This window comes from Caloranaerobacter azorensis DSM 13643 (assembly GCF_900129995.1).
Taxonomy (GTDB): Bacteria; Bacillota; Clostridia; order Tissierellales; family Thermohalobacteraceae; genus Caloranaerobacter; species Caloranaerobacter azorensis.
This window is the reverse complement of the sequence record NZ_FQXO01000029.1, coordinates 1-17737: the sequence shown is the minus strand read 5'-3', so window position 1 is coordinate 17737 and position 17737 is coordinate 1. Positions and strand designations below refer to the sequence as shown.

The window sequence follows — 17737 nt, the reverse complement described above, 5'->3', positions numbered from 1 at the left end:
TGAGGACAGGAGAAGAGGTGAGAATATGAATTTTTTAGAAAGCATAAAGGTTGCACTTTCTAGCCTCTGGGCTAATAGAATGCGTTCATTTCTAACAATGCTGGGTATAATAATAGGCATTGCCTCAGTAATTACTATTGTATCTTTGGGGCAAGGAAGTAAAGCGAAAATAGGAAGTGAATTTGAGAGATTTGGTACAAATAGGGTTGTTTTTTGGATGAATTGGAATAAAAATCCTAAATATAGAGACCAATTTGACGATGATGATATTGAAAATATTAAGAGAGTATTTAAGAATGATATAAAGGCAATATCTCCTAATTTTAATATTGCAGGTAAGGCAAATAAAGGCAGAGAGACAGCTTCAGTTACACTATATGGAGTAAATGAAGACTATAATAAAATTGAAAATATAGATATTGTTAATGGTAGATTTCTATTAGAGTCAGATGTAAAGGGAAAGAGAAGTGTTGGAGTAATAGACAAAGAGCTTGCAATGAAAATTTTTAAAAGGACTAATGTTATAGGGGAAAAGATACTTGTTGATACTGGATATTCAAATATATCATTTACAATAGTTGGAGTATATGAAACTAAGGCTTCTTCATTTGAAAAGTTAGCCGAAAAATTTGCTCAGGAAATACCTACAAATATATATTTACCTGTAACATATATAAAAAAATTAGGATATGGTGATAGATACTGGGCTATTGAAGTGAACATGGCAGATAGTAGTAGGATTGAAGAAGTTTCTAAAGACATAATAAAACTAATAGAAAGGCGTCATAGAAATTCAGGTAACAATTATTATATGAGTCAGAGTGCAAAGAAACAAATGCAGATTATGGATAATATATTAGGAATTTTGTCAAAAGTTGTAGGTGCAATAGCAGCAATATCTTTACTAGTTGGTGGAATTGGAGTAATGAATATAATGCTTGTATCTGTAACAGAAAGGACAAGGGAAATAGGTATAAGAAAGGCTATAGGAGCTAGACGAAAGGATATTCTTATGCAGTTTTTAGTTGAAGCCATGATAATATCGGGTATAGGTGGATTAATAGGAACAATTTTAGGTTTAGCTATTGCAAATATTATTGCCGTTTCGATGGGCTTACCACCAACAGTATCGATAGCTACTATTTTAATAGCAGTATTGTTTTCTGCTGGTGTTGGAATATTTTTTGGAATATATCCAGCTAATAAAGCTGCAAAACTTGACCCAATAGAAGCATTGAGATATGAATAAAATATTCAAATTAAAATCAATTTAAAAAAAGGAGTGGGAATATGACTGAAAATTTAAATCAAACTAATAATGAAATTATGAATGAAAATGAAAATGAAAATGTGAATGAAACTAGACCATTTACTTGGTGGGAAAGGTTAAAGTATGTATTTGTAAATCCAGTTAAATTATTTGATAATTTACGAGAACATCCTAGAGTTTTATTTCCAATATTATTAGTTAGTATTGGAATGGTGTTATTAATATTATTAAGATTAGACAGCTATAAAGAATTTCTACTTACTAAACTAGCACAGCAGTTTGCAAAACAAGGTACTGAAGTGCCAAATTTAGAAAATTTAGTTAACACACAACTTTATATATCAATAATTGCTATGGCGGTTGTTCCTATAGTTGTTTGGGTATTTAAGAGTTTTTTAACTAATGGACTCGCATGTGTTTTTGGAGGAGATGGAAAATTTAAAAATGCTTTTTCAGTTGTTGCACATGCTTACATACCCATATTATTGGGTCAGGTTATTATAACTATTATTTCTTTAATAATAGGAAAATTTGATGTGCTTATCAATTTTGCAGTGCTATTACCAGAATCAATGGTTGGCGGATTATTATACAGTATATTAGCTCAAATTGATATATTTATAATTTGGTATCAGATATTATCCATTATAGGTATTTCTCAAGTATATGGAATACCAAGAAAAAAATCCGCTTTGGCAGTATTGTTGCCTTGGATAACTTGGATTTTAATAACTGGAGGATTAGCTACTTTGAAGGCTGCAGGAGCTGCGATGTAACTATTAAACCGTCACAATCCATGAGATGAATAATAATAGTATATATTTGAAATAATAATTGCAAAAGATAAAAGGAGGGTGGCGGATGGCCAGCAGAGAACAATTGAAAATGGTAGCTCAAAATTGCAGTCAGTATAGGCCAAAAGGAGCTTCTATGGTAAGTTCTACATCAGCAATTGACGATAAAAATAAAAGCTGTGTGAATTGTGAACACTTTACTGAAGACAATAAATGCGATATCAATTTAGTGGATGAAATACTATCAAATATGGATGTAAAATTAGATTAAAAGGGCACCGGTCGGTGCCCAAAATTATTTTAAATTACTATTTTCATTCTTTGAAACTAATGGTCTATTTTTAGCAACTATTGCTAATGCTAAAACATCATAGCTAACCTCTTTTAATAACCCATCTGGCAGAATGTTGGCTTCTGAAATTCTATTATAAAGAGATTTTCTTTTCTCCATTTCCACACTCTCCTAAATAGGATATATATTTAGTATTAGTTTATTAATCAATATTATGTATGTTTTTGATAATGAAAGACAATGACTTAAATTCTCTAGTATCTAATCAGTTGTTAGGTTATAATATACCATATATGAATGAAGTGGAGGGAGATAGTTTGGAAAGCATGAAAGATATTATAACTTTAGCTATAGAAACTTCTTGTGATGAGACCTCTGTTGCTATTGTAAAGAATGGTAGAGAGGTTTTATCTAATATTATTTCTTCTCAAATAGAAATACATAAAAAATTTGGTGGAGTTGTTCCAGAAGTTGCTTCAAGAAAGCATATTGAAAATATTAATATAATCATTCAGCAGGCTTTAGATGAAGCCGATATTACATTTGATGATATAGATAATATATCAGTTACATATGGACCGGGACTAGTTGGAGCTTTATTAGTTGGGGTGTCTACGGCTAAAGCCATAGCCTTTGGTAAGGGCATACCTTTAATAGGAGTGAATCATATAGAGGGCCATATATGTGCTAATTTTATAGAGCATAAAGAGTTAACGCCTCCATTTATTTGTCTAGTCGTATCAGGAGGACATACACATTTAGTTTTAGTTAAAGATTACGGCGAATATGAAGTAATTGGTAAAGCGAGAGATGATGCTGCTGGTGAGGCATTTGATAAAGTTGCAAGAGCATTAGGGCTTGGATATCCAGGAGGTCCTATTATAGATAAACTAGCCAAAGTAGGTAATAAAAATGCTGTTGATTTTCCTAGAGTATATTTAGATGATGGAAGTTTCGATTTTAGTTTTAGTGGATTAAAATCTGCTGTATTAAATTATTTAAATAATTCCAAACAAAAAGGTATAGAAATAGTAGTGGAAGATGTAGCAGCTAGTTTTCAGCAATCTGTTATAGAGGTTTTGGTAGATAAAACGATAAAAGCAGCTAAAAATAAGAAAGTTAATATAGTTGCTTTAGCTGGTGGTGTAGCCGCAAATGAAGGGCTGAGAAATCTTATGAGTAGAAGATGTGCTGAAGAGGGATTAAAATTAAGATATCCGTCAAAAAAATTATGTACAGATAATGCAGCGATGATTGGATGTGCTGCATACTACGATTATTTAAGAGGATATAGAGCTGATTTAACATTAAATGCGATACCTAATCTCAAACTTGGAGAGAAGAAATATTAAATTATGTAGATATATTTATGTTAACTAAATATAAATACTGTTTCGACATTATTGTTAATAATTAGACACATTTTGTTCACAGAACATATTTTCTGTTTAAACAAATAATTGTGGATAATGTGGAAAAAGAATATAAATTTGTTGTTGACTTAATACATAAATGTTGATAAGTATGTGGATAATGTGGATTTTTTGTGGATTATTTGGGCATAATAACTATTTTTATAGTGTGAGATAAAAAATTGTGGACAAGTTGCACTGTAGAATGTTGACATAATTTGCATCTTGTCCACAGTTAAGATTTAAATTATTTTAATTATCAGTTAATTCCATCCATTCATCATAGAGCTTATTAAGTTCATTTTTTAAATTATTAACTTCAGTGCTTACTTCTATACTTTTGGTTGGATTATTAAAGACTTCTGGTTTGCACATATATTTTTCTAATTCAGATATTTTTTCTTCATATTGACTAATTTTAGATTCTAAATTTTTAATTCTTTCTTTTAATTTTTTCTCTTTTTTCTGCTGTTCTTTTAATCTTTTTCTTTCTGCTTTAATTTGAGTTTTAGTTTTATCATCAGAAATTTCTTCTTGAATTTCATTAGCTTTTTTCTTATTTAAATAATAATCATAGTTACCGAGATATTCTTTAATTCCGTTACTGTTTAGTTCTAATATTTTATCTGTTACTTTGTTTAAGAAATATCTGTCGTGTGATATGACAAGTAGCGTTCCTTCATAATCTTTAAGGGCATCTTCTAAAACTTCTTTAGAATCTATGTCGAGGTGATTAGTAGGTTCGTCCATTAGAAGAAAATTTGCTTTAGACAGCATTAATTTTAGTAGAGCTAATCGGCTTTTTTCTCCGCCGCTTAAAGTACTGATTTCTTTGAAAATATTATCTCCCTGGAATAAGAATTTTGCAAGTACAGATCTTATTTGATAGTGATCAAGATTAGGATTTTCGTCCCATATTTCATCTACAATAGTTTTTTCGGGATTAAGATTTGACTGTTCTTGGTCATAATAACCTATATTTACATGATGCCCTAGAGTTATTTCGCCACTTGTTGGAGTAATTTTGTTTAAGATAATTTTAAATAGTGTTGTTTTTCCAATACCGTTAGGACCAATAAGCCCTACTTTTTCTCCTCTATATATAGAAAAGCATAAATCTTTAAAGAGATTAAAATCATCAAAATTCATCGATAAATCTCTGACTTTAAGAACTTCATAACCACTTTTTACTTTAGGTTCAAATATTATTTTTGCTTTTTTATGATCTTGTACAGGTTTATCGATTTTTTTCATTTTATCGAGCATTTTTTGTCTGCTTTGTGCTTGTCTTATATATCGTTTACCACCATATGACATAAACTTTTTAATAATTTCTTCTTGCCTTTTAATTTCTTTTTGTTGTTCTTCATATTTTTTCTGTAAAAGTTCGAGTTCTTTTTTTCTCTTTTTCATAAAGGTCGAATAATTCCCGTTATATGATTTGAGGGTAGAATTTTCAATTAAAAATATTCTATTTGTAACGGAGTCTAGGAAATATCTGTCATGAGAAATCACTATTACAGTTCCTCTATAATCTTTTATAAATTTTTCAAGCCAGTCTATAGCTTCTATGTCAAGGTGATTTGTTGGTTCATCTAAAAGTAAAATATTGGGTTTTTCAAGTAATAATTTTGCTAGTGAAATTCTAGCTTTTTGTCCTCCACTTAATTTGTTTATGGGTTTATTAAATTCTTCTTCAGTAAAACCCAGACCTTTTAAAACCCCTTTTATCTCACTTTTATATCCATATCCATTTTTGTCATTGAATTCTTCTATTAATTTTGAGTAAAGATTCATTAGATTTTGTAGTTTTGCTGATGAACCATTTTTACCTTCGATACTTATTTCCTCTTCTAAATTTCTTAACTTTTTTTCCATGTCGATAAGGTGTCTGAAGACTTTTAAAGTTTCCTCAAATACTGTATTATTACTTTCGATTTGTGTGTTCTGTTCAAGAAATCCTATTTTATGGTCTTTAGCTATATAAATTTCTCCTGAATCTTTACTTAATTTACCGGCTAATATTTTAAATAGAGTAGATTTACCTGTACCATTTAATCCAACTAAACCTATTTTTTCTCCATCATTTATGGTGAATGATATATTGTCTAGAATTTTATAGATAGAATATGATTTAGATAAATTACTGCATGATAATACAATCATAAAGACAACTCCTTTAACTCATGTTAAATTATGCTTTGTATATAATTTTAACAGAAAAAGGATACAAGTTAAACTATAAAACTGATACAATGAAGTTATAAAATGTTTTTACTTTAAAGTTAATTATTAATATTATAAAATAATATTAAAGATGATTGTTTAATCTTGCAGCTATCTAACCAAAATATTATAAGAATTTACTTTATTTCTTATAAATTCCAAAAGCGATTTTCTGGATGATATAGTGTAGATGTGAAAAGTTTGACAGAATACTGACAAAATGGTACAATACACCTGAAATTAACAGAATAAACATCATATTAAAAATATACTCTATAATAATAATTTTAAATTTTGAATTTTAAATTTTAAATTTCTTGAAGTGAGGGGTAGAGAGATGAGAAAGAGCAATAAAGTATCTATGGCTGTTATAAGAAGATTGCCGAAGTATTATAGATATCTTGGAGAATTAATGGAGAATGAAGTAAAGAGAATTTCGTCTCAACAGTTGAGTCAGCTTACAGGGTTTACTGCATCACAGATTAGGCAGGATTTAAACAATTTCGGAGGGTTTGGACAGCAGGGATATGGTTATAATGTTGAAGACTTGCATAATCAATTAGGTAAAATACTAGGTCTTAATAGAGTATATAATACTGTAATAATAGGAGCCGGCAATTTAGGTCATGCAATAGCTAATTATCGTTCTTTTGAAGAGGAAGGTTTCAAGGTTAAAGCTATATTTGATGTAGAACCTGAAGTTATAGGAATAGAAATAAGAGGTATAAAAGTTAGAGATGTTAAAGAGTTAGAGGACTTCATTAAAGAAAATCAGATAGATATAGGAATAATCTGTACGCCTAAAGACGTTAGTCAAGAAATAGCTGATAAACTTGTGAATAGTGGGGTGAAGGGAATTTGGAACTTTGCGCCGAAAGATTTAAAAGTTCCAGATGATGTTGTTGTTGAAAACGTTCATTTAAATGAAAGTTTATTTACGTTGTCATATATGTTAAAAGAGAGAATAAATAGATAAAATACTTTTTTGGTACTTTAGTCTCATTTTATAGATTTATTAATAGATTAGGAACGTTATGTTCCTATTTTTATTTTAAAAAAAGAAGGGATATATATTTTTTTGTCGAAATTTGAAAGAGAAAGTATATTTTTGTCGAAGCATTAAGTAAAATTTATCTAAAGGGGGTAAGTTTTATGAAAAGCAAGGGGAAAAGGAGATATGGGTTGGGGTTTAAAATAACCTCTATGTATATCTTGGTAATAGTCGTATTGATGTCTGGTTTCGGAATAATGTCTTATTTAAAATCGGTAAAGATGTTAGAAGAAGGCTTAAAAGATGCGACTTCCGAAATAATAGAACAATTAAAATTGACGATTGATAGCTATTTTAAAGGAATTGAAGAAAGTTTTACAGCAATGAGTTATGAACAAGACTTACAGCAAGTTCTTGATAATCCTGAAAGCGTTGAGCGAATGTTAAAGAATTTTGAGGGATATATAAAAGCTCATAAAGATATAAAGAGCATATATTTAGGTACAAAAGATAAAAAAATGTATTTGTATCCTGAGACAGATATAAAAGAAGGATTTGACCCTACTGTAAGACCTTGGTATAAGCAGGCTGTAGCTAGTAAAAAATTAATTTGGACAGACCCATATATAGACGAAGATACCGGAAAGCCCGTTATTTCTGCTGCAATACCGATATATAATAAATCAGCCAATAATGAATTTGTAGGAGTATTAGCCGTAGATATTTCTCTTGAGACATTAACTAAAATGGCGAATAGTATTCAAATTGGAGCAAAGGGATATCCAGTATTATTAGACAGAAATGGGTACATTATGACTCATAAAGATATGAAGTTGATAGGAAAAACAGTTCCCGTTAAAATAGTGGCAGATGCTATAAATAAGAGTAAAGAAGGTGTTGTGGATTATAAATTCAAGGAAAATGGCAAATTGTACGATAAGTTTGCCGTATATACTACTATTGATAGACTAGGATGGAAAATACTCGTAATCATGTACATGAATGAGATAAGCGGAAAGGTTATGTTTATTCTAGAAAGCGTGCTGATGTTTAGTGTTATTTTCTTATTAGTGGGCATTGTAGTTTCTTATTTATTATCAAAATCTATAATAAAACCTATTGAAGTTTTAGTTGACGGAATGAGAAGGATTAAAGGTGGAGATTTAACTGTAAGATGTAATATAAATTCAAAGGATGAAATCGGCGAATTGGCAAAAGATTTCAATACCACTGCATCTGAATTGAATAAATTGATAAAACAAGTCAAGGGAGTGGTAGATGAAGTTACTTCGGCTTCACAGAATTTAGCTGCTACCGCTGAAGAGGTGAGTGCTTCTGCAGATGAGGTTGCAAATGCTGTAGAAGAAATTGCAAATGGAGCGACAGAACAGGCTGCAGATACTGAAAAAGGAGTTAGAATAGTAAATAGATTAGCCGAAAAGATTGTCGAGTTAAATACGAGTGCAGATGAAATGTTAAATTCGGCTAAAGAGATAATTGACGTAAATACTTCTAGCATGGATTTAGTTGAAGAACTTAAGGATAAGACAGAGGAAAATGATGAGGCAATTAAGAAAATTGAAAAAGCGATTATAGAGCTAGATAGTAAGACTAAAAATATTGGAGATATATTAGATACTATAGCTTCAATTTCTGAACAGACAAATCTTTTAGCATTAAATGCTTCAATCGAGGCTGCTAGAGCAGGTGAACATGGAAGGGGATTTGCAGTTGTTGCAGATGAGATAAGAAAGTTAGCCGAAGACTCTGGTAGTGCATCAGATAAGATCAAAGAGATTATAACTGAAATTTTAAAAGAAAGTAAAAATACGGTTGAAATAATGAAAGAAGTTAAGATTAGATCAAAAGAACAATCTCAAAATGTATTTGAAGTTAATAAGGCATTTGGACTTATATCTGAATCTATAGAGAAAATAGCAGGAAAAATCGAAAACTTATATGAATTTGTAAACGACATAAATAAAGATAAAGATTTAATTGTAGATTCTATAAGCAGTATTTCTGCCGTGTCAGAACAGACAGCAGCTTCATCAGAGCAGGTAAGTGCATCAATGCAACAACAAGTTTCGGCTATAGAGGAAGTTGCTAAAGCGGCAGATAAACTAAATGGGTTGGCGATGGATTTAGAAGAGGAAGTAAATAGATTTAAAGTAGAATAAAAGATTAAGACCAATCTCGAAGGAGATTGGTCTTAATTTTTAGTTTAAAATTATATTTCGACATACTTTGCAATTAATTTTGTGTAAAATAAAATTATAAGGAATTATAAGTCCTATATTTATACCAATTATATCTGCGATAATGTACATAATTTAAAAAATAAAAGAATAGGGGATGGTTTAAATGCTGGCCGTTTTGATTTTATTAGAACAAGAGGATGTTTTAATATCTAGAGTTTTTGAGGTTCAAAATGGTGAGGAAACTATTGGTTATATCAAAAAAGGTAGTTTCAATATAGCCTTATCAGATATTGAAATAAACTCAAAACAAGGATTAAATGAAGCAGATATTTCACAGATAATGAAAAATTCTAAACCTATAAATATTTCAAAGTTTATAACAACGGTAAATAATTTAGCAACTCAATTAGAGGAAGATTATAGATTATCTAATAAAATAGTAATAAGGAATAAAAAAGAAATAATTTTTATTCCATTAAATGATATTTTATTTATAGAAAAATTAGAAAAAAATACAATAATTCATACGAAAGATAAAGAATATCTATCAAGGCACAAATTAAATGAATTAGAAAGTAAATTACCAGAGGAATTTTTAAGAGTTCATAAATCATATATAGTGAATATAGATAAAATTATAAAAATAAGGAATTTAGGCAACAGATCTTTTGAAATTAGGTTTTTTAATACAGATAAAGTTGCTTTTATGAGTAGATATAAATTTGAAGAGTTAAAAGGAAAAATTATTTGCGGATTGTAAAGAATGGGCCTTTTAAATTAATTTTGGTTATTTGATTATATTTTTTAGTTATTTAATCTTAAAAAGAGGTTATTTGGGAATGTTTGCAGGAAAAGAGTTAGAATTATCAGAATATTTAGTTATCAGTCTTGCAAGATTGAAAAAACTAAACTTTAGGAGGTGTTAGAATGAACGGATTAGAAAAATTGTTTAATGGAGTTGATGATTTAGAAATCATGGAAATTTCTGAAGCAGCTTTACTTAGTGAAACAGGAGCTACAAGTGGTTCAAGTTCTAGTGGTAGCTGTTCTTGCTGCGGTTCGTCTTCATGTGCTAGCTGTGGTGGTAGTGCACAAATTACACAGCGATAATTAAAGAATAATTTTGCAAATGAATTTATCACTATATTTAGCTTTCATAAAAGGCTCAACAATTTATCGGTTGGGCCTTTTATGAAAAATCATTATTTTGAATAAAGAGAAGATAGGAAGGATAAGGTGTGGTGAAATGAAGATAGTAAAAGTTAAAAATCTATATAAATCATATGGCAGTAATAAGGTTTTAAAAGATGTGTCTTTTGAAATAGAGGAAGGGGAGATTGTAGGAATAGTTGGTCCTAATGGGACTGGTAAAACTACGCTATTAGAGATATTGATGACTCTTAGAAAATATGATGAAGGCGAGGTTGAAGTTTTAGGCGCTACTTTACCAGAAAAAGCTGATTTTGTACGTTCACAGATAGGTGTTATATTCCAAGAAGGAGGTATGTATGCATATATAAAGGTAAAAGAGGCATTAGACTTATTTGCTAGTTTTTATAGTTTAGGAAAAGATAGAATAGATGAGATAGTTGAGGAGTTTGAACTTCATCAGTATTTGAATGTAAAATTTCATAAACTATCTGGAGGGTGGAAACAGAGGTGTCTATTGGCGATTGCATTTTTGCATAATCCTAAATTGATTTTTTTAGACGAACCTACTACAGGATTAGATCCAAAAGCAACTCAGATATTATGGAATAAAATTAAAGGTATAAAAGATGATAATAGAACTATTCTCTTAACTACCCATTCAATGGAAGAAATCGATCAGTATTGTGATAGAGTTATAATTCTAAAAGATGGAATGATTGTAGCAGATGATAATCCAGAAAATCTAAAAATGAAATTAGATAAGAGATACTTTAATGAAGTTTATTTTAGTTATGTAGAAGGAGTGTAAGATACGATATGGGGAAATATAGTTTTTTTAAAAAACAAGTCAAATATGATTTTTTAATTTTTTTTAGAGAACCGTTATTTGCTTTCCCTATTCTATTTATACCGGCGTTCTTTTTTATCGTTTTTACTAGCATGTATGCGAGTTATGGAGATGTACGTTCATTTCAGCAATATGTACCTATCTATTCTATACTAATATCTTTCTTGACGATATTTTTTAATATTGGAATGCAGAGTGTATCAGATAGGGAATTAGGAGTATATAAAAGAATAATAATATCTCCTACTAATATATATTTTATAGTTGCAACATATATAGTCAGAGGAGTAGTTATATCATTTGTTGGATTAATAGAAATGCTTTTGATAGCGAATTTAGGATTTGGTATACCTATAAGCGATAATCTATTCGTTTTTATGTTAGTATTTGTAATTATGATAGGTATAATGCTTTTAATGAGTTTGACTTTACATGGTTTCTTTAAAAATTCAAGACAGGTAGTACCTTTTACTGTTTTGGTATTCCAATATGTACTATTTGCATCTGGTTTGATGTTTCCGATTGAAAGATTGTCTAAGGCTTTACAGTATTTTGTATTTGCTAATCCAGTTTACCATATGGATAGGGTAGCGATTAGTATATGGGAAAATAAAGTACCTAATATGGCTAATATATTAGCATTAGTAGCTACTATTGTGATTTGTATACTCTTACTATTAGTTCAAAAAAATAGGCAGGAATATTGATTTTCAGAGAATTGATAATAGAAAAAAGGATAGATGAGGCTATTTGAAGATGAAGGAGGTGCGAACCGTTGGGCAATTTTGATTTATAGTATAGACCAACGGTAAGGCGAATGGAGAAAAAAGACTTCCTATTTTCCTATTTTTTAGAAAGAAGAAATAATGTACCTAAAAAAGAGTTAAAAAAGTTAATTGATGAAGAACTGATAAACTGTGTTCTATTAATAATGGAGTATAAAAAAGAACTTGAAAAAATTTCTTCGGAGGCATGTGACGCTTTAGAAAAAATTTTTAAAGATACTAAAAATCCGAGACTGCTTAATTGTAAAAGGAAAATATATAATTTTAAGACTATTAAACAAAAAGAGATTGCAGAGCTAGACGAATTGTCAATTAGATATGTATCTGTTTATTGTAAGACTTATGAAGAATTCCAAAGAGCAAAAATGAAATTAAATCAGAAAATTATTGAGGCAATGGAGGATAATAGATTGAAATTACAAGATTTTTTTAAGATGGATGAAATAATAAAACTTGCATTTCCGTTGATTAATTCTGATTTTGACAAGAAATTTAATAAATATGTTTCTGTTGAATGTTCGAAGCATAAGTCTAAAGTTAGAAAGTTAGATCATCAGTTAGTAAGAATTTTATCGAGAGCCGCTGTTAAGACAAGCCCATTCAGTACGTTTACATCTGTTGCTTTAGGTAGATTTAAAGAAGATGAAGAAAGTTATATCAATGATGAGAATATTGAAATATTAAAAAATGTTGAACTAAATAATTGTATAATCAGAGCGATATTTGATTCATTAATATTAAAAGAGTCTTTTTTAAAACAATTGGAATTTAAAATTTCGATGTATAAAGAATATGAAGATGTTTATTATTTTTTAGTACAAAAGGATACAGGAAAAAGTAAAATATATAATTCGATAGATACAAATATTAGGATTAAGAAGAATAGAGTAATAGGTGGTATTCTAAATAGATTTAAAGATAGTATATTCACATATTCAGATATTAAAGAGTATTTGGAGGATTTCATTTCAAAAGAAAATGTAGACAATTTCATAATCAATATTTTAATTAAAAATAAAGTTATAATACCTACAATGACGTTATCGGAGTTTGGAGAAGATATATTTGAAGAATTCGAACAGAAAGTATCGAGACTCAACGATGATGATGAGAAAACTATAGAAACTGTTGTAAAAAAATTAAGAAGAGTAAATGTTTTATTAAACCAATTTAAGACAGCAAAATATAAAGAGCGTTTTTCAATTTATAACGAAATAAAGCAGCAAATAATAGATTTGTCGGAAATTCTTAATATATCTATGAATTTAGACATTTTAATATATGAGGAAACTTATTATAAAGATTATGTTCCTATTATAAAGATCGATCGAGAATATAGAGAATTTATAGATAGTATTAGAGAGATACAAAAATTTATAAAAATATTCGACCAGACATATCCAATTTTGATTCCTTTTTCAGAACAATTCAAGGCTAAATATGGGAATAAAAAGGTAAGCTGTTTAGATTTAGATGTTTATCATTTGTATTCTAAAATAGGATTTCAATATAGAGGAGTTTGGGAAGATTCACTTTTCGATATAAAAGATATGATGAGAGACGATATTAAAAAAGTCTTTGAATTGAAGAAGAAGTTTAAAGAACATATTTTGAAATTAAAGGACAGCAAATTACCAGAAGTTCAGATAACTGATATAGTAAATAATATAATCAATGAGATACCGGATAGTATAGAAAAAATTAGTGATATTACTTCATCTACTATTTTTTATCAAAAAGATAAAGAAAATTATGTTATTAATAAAATTTATAATGGCAATCAAGTATTTTTTTCAAGATTTTCGAAATTATTTTCAGAAATTTATGAAGAAGAAGATTTTAAAGAATATAAAGAGTACGTTTTTGACAAAGACAAATGTGTCGAAGTATTAGAGGGTTTTGGATTTAATGCTAATTCACATTACTTTTTTAATGAACATCGTTTAATCTTACCTTTTTCTGAAGAAGAAAGGTATATGGATAATGCAGTTTATTTAAAAGACTGCTATTTTATGTATGATGAAGATAGACAAGTTGTAAGAATATATCATAAAGACAAAGGAGATTTAGATGTATTCTTTTTAGGTTCATTAATATATGTTTTATTGCCGACAGTATTGAGAATGATATTAGGGCTTAATCCTACTTCCAGATTTGACGAATACTATATGAATTTATGGCAGCCTAATGCTGAAGATGACAAAATCATAGCAGATAATATTCCACGTATAAAATATAAAAACATTGTGCTATTTAGGAGAAAATGGCTTATAAGAAATATCTTTGATATGAATAGAGATTTAGTAGAAATTTATTATGATGTAATATCTACATTTGTAAATAACAATCTACCTTTGGAATTTTTTGTTAGGAAATATAGAGGGAATAAGAATATAGATTACTCTAAATTGGGAAGGACTGAACTTAAACCGAAGTATATACATCTTGCAAGTCCGTTATTATTCAGAGAATTTATTGTTGAACTTGAAAGTGATGGATTTGTGATATTAGAGGAAGTTTTGCCTAATAATTCTAATGAAAAATTTGTTAGGGAATACCAAATAGAATATACGACTAGAAGGGGAGAATGAAATTATATGTATATAAGTGAAGATTTTTCATTAAAGGATATAAAAATATTTAAAATATATCATTTTGGGAATGAGCAGCAGAAAAGGCGGTTTATATTTGAATGCATAATTCCTTTTGCGAGGGAGAATATTTATTCAAACTATTTTATTTTACGGGAATGGAATGGTGGACCAAATGTTCAGATAGTGTTTGCTAATCGTAATATTGATATATATTATCTAGAAAAATATCTTCAAAAAAGAGTTTATGAGTATAATTTAGAGAAGTTTGGGGAATTTTCACAAGATGTAATAAAAGAAAATATACAAAAATATTTAAGAAATGCAAAAATAATTTCACAAATGGAACGGAAAACGGAAGAAAAAATAGATTTGAATAACCATTTAAAAGTAAAAGTACTTGATTTAGATATGGATTATTATAAGAGATTATATAATTCTTCTGCACATTTACTACTGCATATCCGTTCTAAATTTAAATTGCAGCCTATACTTGAAGAAATTTTAAAGCGTTTTAAGAATAAAGAGAATGATAAGATATTATTTGTTTTAAAAAATTATCATATTCTATTAAAACTTTTTGAACATGGAGAGAAATATGCATCTATTGTATATTATTCTCATATAGCAGGAATGTTTGCTATTGCAGAACAATATGGTGTAAGAGAAAAATTTGAAGAGTATTATGATTCTTTCTATAAGGCCCTTCAAGTCGAAAGATTAGAGAGTTTATATGCTGACGATCCATTGTTGCTAGAATGTTTTAATGTATGGAAAGATATATATGATGAAACTGTTGTATTATTTGAACAAAATAGATTTGCTGAAGAAGGATACTTGAGTCTAGAAGAACAAATAAATATGCTAAAAAAGAATGTATCTGAAATAAATAGTGAATTTCATGACGTATTTGTTTCTAATGAATCTGTTGATGATTTAGTGAGTAGTAAAGAACATATGGTTCTTAGGTCTTTAGTAAATATATTATATTCTATACTACCTACTATAAACATCAGCTTTATATATAAACATTTTTGCTGTTATGCTATGTCAAGATATATATTCGAGAAATATAATACAGATTGGAAGACGATATTTTGTGAGAGGGGAATTATATGATATGTATAGGATATAAGAAAAATGCTCACGTTTATTATGATATCCAGAAAGAGTGTATAAATATTGTAAAGAGAAGAAAAAGATATCAGATTAATGGGAATGTAGAAGATTATGAGCTTATTCAGAAGATAATAGAGCTAGCCTTTGACGGTATATTTATTGATGAATTAATTAAAAATATTCCTAACAAAAGAGAAGATATATTAAAATTTGTAAAAATGCTTTTAAAACTAGATATATTGTATATCGTTAGTAATAGACAATATAGATTCGATAGAGATTTTCAACAGTATGTTATAAAGAACTTTAAAAATCATTATGAAATATTAGATTATTTAGAACAGAAAACTTTTATATTTATTAATGCACCTGCATCTGTAATAGATTTTTTTACAGATAGAAAAATTAAAGTAGTAAATATAGATGGAAAAGATATTATCGAAAATAATTTAATAGACGGAATCCTAATATATTTTGGTATAGATGAAAATTTAATAGAAAAATTTTTAAAAAGATTTGATGAAATAATTTTAGTCAATGAAGTTAATTATCAATATTTACTACTTTATTTGACAGGGTTTAATAAATCGATTATTAATACATTTAAAAAATTTGAAATGAATAATGTTAAAGACTACGGCATGTCTAGTAAGATATTGCCGATAAATATATTGCTGCACTACATTGAGAATAAATTTGATTTTAATAAAGTTAATACCAGATTAATCTATGGTGATGGAGCAATCAATACTTTCAACATTGATGATTTGGCTAGAACTTATTCTACCGAGTATTATGAGAGAACATTTATGGACAAGCTAACGAACCTCGAAATAATTCAGAATTTTGAAATAATACAAAAAGAGATTCCACATATAATCACTAATATAAATAATTATAATAAATTCAGAATACATTCACCTATTACAAGTTATTTAATTGAATTTAGCTCCGTAGATGGGAAAATAGAATATATAAGTTTCCACGAGAAATATGAGATGGCAGCTATTAATGCAATAACGAATGGGTTATCAAAATTTTTGAATACTATTGAAAAAAGAAATGGATATAAATGGGTCTGCAAAACTTCTAAAGATGAATATTTATTATTTGGTTTGATATCAATGCTGCCTTCGACTGATGAAGTGTATAAAATAGAAACGAGTGAAAGAGTAAATTTAGTTATAGACTATATCAAAGAGGTTATAGGTATAGACGTCGAGGTACTAGGGCAAAACATTTTTCAATATGAAGTTGTTAAGATTATGATATGTGATAAGAATAGTGGATATGTAATTTTTGAGAGTGATAGAACGGTTGATCAAGAAGAAACGATATTAGAAGGACTATATCATATAATAGGAAATTATCAAAATGGGATAAAGAAACATGAAGACAAAAGGTGTGTATTAGATAATTTGAATACTATTAAGATTAAGAATGTGAACAAAAAAACATTAAAAGAAAATATACAAAATTTTTTAAATGAACGTCAAATTTTAATAAAAGAGGAGATTTGGTGTTATCAGAATATATTTGAAAAGGCACAGTTATATATCGGATGTTTCAGTAGATTGGGTGATAGTAATGAGAAAACAATTAAAAATTAAGATAATATCTAATGAAAATATCTATGAAGTATTAGATACTGATGAGTTTGAAGTTATATTGGCTAGGAATATTTCTATCGAGAATTATACTAAGATTTTGAAGTGTGGTAAAAAAGTTATATCTTTCTATGAAGATGAAGATTATGCTTTTATAGGTCCTTTACTAGAGAATGAGAGAGAGGATAGCTGTTTTGTATGTTTCTTAAACTCATTAAAAAGAAATGAAAGTTCAATTTTTAAGCGTTTAAATAGATTGACTGAATTAAAATTGCAGAAATTATCTGAAAACATGACTTTCTTTATCGAATTTATAGAAGACAACATTATGAATTTAAAGAATAGAGTATATATAATACACCACTTTACAAGAAATAAAGAGTTAGCTTCCATAAAGTAGAAAAATCAGACATCTAAATCCTAGGAATACTAATCATAACTAAAAAAAAA

General features: G+C 28.4%; 16 protein-coding genes. 14 read left to right on the top strand and 2 right to left on the bottom strand.

Going from position 1 to position 17737, the window contains the following annotated elements; genetic code table 11:
- Positions 1–25: 25 nt before the first annotated feature.
- The 3 genes from BUB51_RS06280 (at position 26) to BUB51_RS06270 (ending at position 2335) form a co-directional block, all read left to right on the top strand.
- Complete coding sequence (locus tag BUB51_RS06280; RefSeq protein ID WP_073196344.1) at positions 26–1249, top strand: ABC transporter permease; 1224 nt, start codon at positions 26–28, stop codon at positions 1247–1249.
- Positions 1250–1290: 41 nt separating this feature from the next.
- Entirely contained in the window at positions 1291–2046 is a 756-nt protein-coding gene (locus BUB51_RS06275) for a Yip1 family protein (RefSeq protein ID WP_073196339.1), read from the top strand.
- Between the two features lie 85 nt (positions 2047–2131).
- On the top strand, positions 2132–2335 hold the full coding sequence (locus BUB51_RS06270) for a hypothetical protein (RefSeq protein ID WP_035161751.1): 204 nt from the start codon (positions 2132–2134) through the stop codon (positions 2333–2335).
- Between the two features lie 24 nt (positions 2336–2359).
- Here BUB51_RS06270 and BUB51_RS13065 read toward each other — a convergent pair whose 3' ends face one another.
- Positions 2360–2515 (bottom strand): hypothetical protein, encoded by a 156-nt coding sequence (locus tag BUB51_RS13065; RefSeq protein WP_159430392.1) that lies wholly within the window; start codon positions 2513–2515, stop codon positions 2360–2362.
- 167 nt (positions 2516–2682) lie between these two features.
- On the opposite strand from BUB51_RS13065, the gene tsaD reads away from it, so the two are divergent.
- Positions 2683–3708, top strand: coding sequence for a tRNA (adenosine(37)-N6)-threonylcarbamoyltransferase complex transferase subunit TsaD (gene tsaD, locus BUB51_RS06265; RefSeq protein WP_073196355.1), 1026 nt, complete (start codon positions 2683–2685; stop codon positions 3706–3708).
- Between the two features lie 312 nt (positions 3709–4020).
- On the opposite strand, the gene abc-f is transcribed toward tsaD, so the two are convergent.
- Positions 4021–5934, bottom strand: coding sequence for a ribosomal protection-like ABC-F family protein (gene abc-f, locus BUB51_RS06260; protein WP_073196338.1), 1914 nt, complete (start codon positions 5932–5934; stop codon positions 4021–4023).
- A gap of 397 nt (positions 5935–6331) precedes the next feature.
- On the opposite strand from abc-f, the gene BUB51_RS06255 reads away from it, so the two are divergent.
- The 10 genes from BUB51_RS06255 (at position 6332) to BUB51_RS06210 (ending at position 17687) form a co-directional block, all read left to right on the top strand.
- Entirely contained in the window at positions 6332–6970 is a 639-nt protein-coding gene (locus tag BUB51_RS06255) for a redox-sensing transcriptional repressor Rex (RefSeq protein ID WP_073196337.1), read from the top strand.
- A gap of 176 nt (positions 6971–7146) precedes the next feature.
- Positions 7147–9165, top strand: a complete 2019-nt coding sequence (locus tag BUB51_RS06250) for a methyl-accepting chemotaxis protein (protein ID WP_073196336.1) — start codon at positions 7147–7149, stop codon at positions 9163–9165.
- 184 nt (positions 9166–9349) lie between these two features.
- The gene (locus BUB51_RS06245; RefSeq protein ID WP_073196335.1) at positions 9350–9946 is read left to right on the top strand and encodes a LytR/AlgR family response regulator transcription factor; all 597 of its coding nucleotides are present in this window, start codon (positions 9350–9352) and stop codon (positions 9944–9946) included.
- 167 nt (positions 9947–10113) lie between these two features.
- Positions 10114–10296 (top strand): thiazolylpeptide-type bacteriocin, encoded by a 183-nt coding sequence (locus BUB51_RS06240; protein WP_035161763.1) that lies wholly within the window; start codon positions 10114–10116, stop codon positions 10294–10296.
- Positions 10297–10432: 136 nt separating this feature from the next.
- Positions 10433–11146 (top strand): ABC transporter ATP-binding protein, encoded by a 714-nt coding sequence (locus BUB51_RS06235; protein ID WP_073196334.1) that lies wholly within the window; start codon positions 10433–10435, stop codon positions 11144–11146.
- An 8-nt stretch (positions 11147–11154) separates the two neighbouring features.
- Positions 11155–11892 carry an ABC transporter permease gene (locus tag BUB51_RS06230; protein ID WP_073196332.1) on the top strand — a complete coding sequence of 246 codons (738 nt, stop codon included), beginning with the start codon at positions 11155–11157 and terminating at the stop codon, positions 11890–11892.
- Between the two features lie 110 nt (positions 11893–12002).
- Positions 12003–14561, top strand: coding sequence for a lantibiotic dehydratase (locus tag BUB51_RS06225; protein ID WP_073196330.1), 2559 nt, complete (start codon positions 12003–12005; stop codon positions 14559–14561).
- Between the two features lie 6 nt (positions 14562–14567).
- On the top strand, positions 14568–15680 hold the full coding sequence (locus BUB51_RS06220; protein WP_073196328.1) for a hypothetical protein: 1113 nt from the start codon (positions 14568–14570) through the stop codon (positions 15678–15680).
- Positions 15677–17290: a hypothetical protein gene (locus BUB51_RS06215; protein WP_073196326.1), complete on the top strand. Its 1614-nt coding sequence runs from the start codon at positions 15677–15679 to the stop codon at positions 17288–17290. The genes BUB51_RS06220 and BUB51_RS06215 overlap by 4 nt, the downstream gene beginning before the upstream one ends.
- Positions 17268–17687 (top strand): hypothetical protein, encoded by a 420-nt coding sequence (locus BUB51_RS06210; RefSeq protein WP_073196324.1) that lies wholly within the window; start codon positions 17268–17270, stop codon positions 17685–17687. The genes BUB51_RS06215 and BUB51_RS06210 overlap by 23 nt, the downstream gene beginning before the upstream one ends.
- Positions 17688–17737 lie beyond the last annotated feature (50 nt).

Bases quoted from the DNA above. Each gene is read 5' to 3' on its own strand.
- BUB51_RS06280 (WP_073196344.1), top strand. From the start codon at position 26: ATGAATTTTTTAGAAAGCATAAAGGTTGCACTTTCTAGCCTCTGGGCT.
- BUB51_RS06275 (WP_073196339.1), top strand. From the start codon at position 1,291: ATGACTGAAAATTTAAATCAAACTAATAATGAAATTATGAATGAAAAT.
- BUB51_RS06270 (WP_035161751.1), top strand. From the start codon at position 2,132: ATGGCCAGCAGAGAACAATTGAAAATGGTAGCTCAAAATTGCAGTCAG.
- BUB51_RS13065 (WP_159430392.1), bottom strand. From the start codon at position 2,515: ATGGAGAAAAGAAAATCTCTTTATAATAGAATTTCAGAAGCCAACATT.
- tsaD (WP_073196355.1), top strand. From the start codon at position 2,683: ATGAAAGATATTATAACTTTAGCTATAGAAACTTCTTGTGATGAGACC.
- abc-f (WP_073196338.1), bottom strand. From the start codon at position 5,934: ATGATTGTATTATCATGCAGTAATTTATCTAAATCATATTCTATCTAT.
- BUB51_RS06255 (WP_073196337.1), top strand. From the start codon at position 6,332: ATGAGAAAGAGCAATAAAGTATCTATGGCTGTTATAAGAAGATTGCCG.
- BUB51_RS06250 (WP_073196336.1), top strand. From the start codon at position 7,147: ATGAAAAGCAAGGGGAAAAGGAGATATGGGTTGGGGTTTAAAATAACC.
- BUB51_RS06245 (WP_073196335.1), top strand. From the start codon at position 9,350: ATGCTGGCCGTTTTGATTTTATTAGAACAAGAGGATGTTTTAATATCT.
- BUB51_RS06240 (WP_035161763.1), top strand. From the start codon at position 10,114: ATGAACGGATTAGAAAAATTGTTTAATGGAGTTGATGATTTAGAAATC.
- BUB51_RS06235 (WP_073196334.1), top strand. From the start codon at position 10,433: ATGAAGATAGTAAAAGTTAAAAATCTATATAAATCATATGGCAGTAAT.
- BUB51_RS06230 (WP_073196332.1), top strand. From the start codon at position 11,155: ATGGGGAAATATAGTTTTTTTAAAAAACAAGTCAAATATGATTTTTTA.
- BUB51_RS06225 (WP_073196330.1), top strand. From the start codon at position 12,003: ATGGAGAAAAAAGACTTCCTATTTTCCTATTTTTTAGAAAGAAGAAAT.
- BUB51_RS06220 (WP_073196328.1), top strand. From the start codon at position 14,568: ATGTATATAAGTGAAGATTTTTCATTAAAGGATATAAAAATATTTAAA.
- BUB51_RS06215 (WP_073196326.1), top strand. From the start codon at position 15,677: ATGATATGTATAGGATATAAGAAAAATGCTCACGTTTATTATGATATC.
- BUB51_RS06210 (WP_073196324.1), top strand. From the start codon at position 17,268: ATGAGAAAACAATTAAAAATTAAGATAATATCTAATGAAAATATCTAT.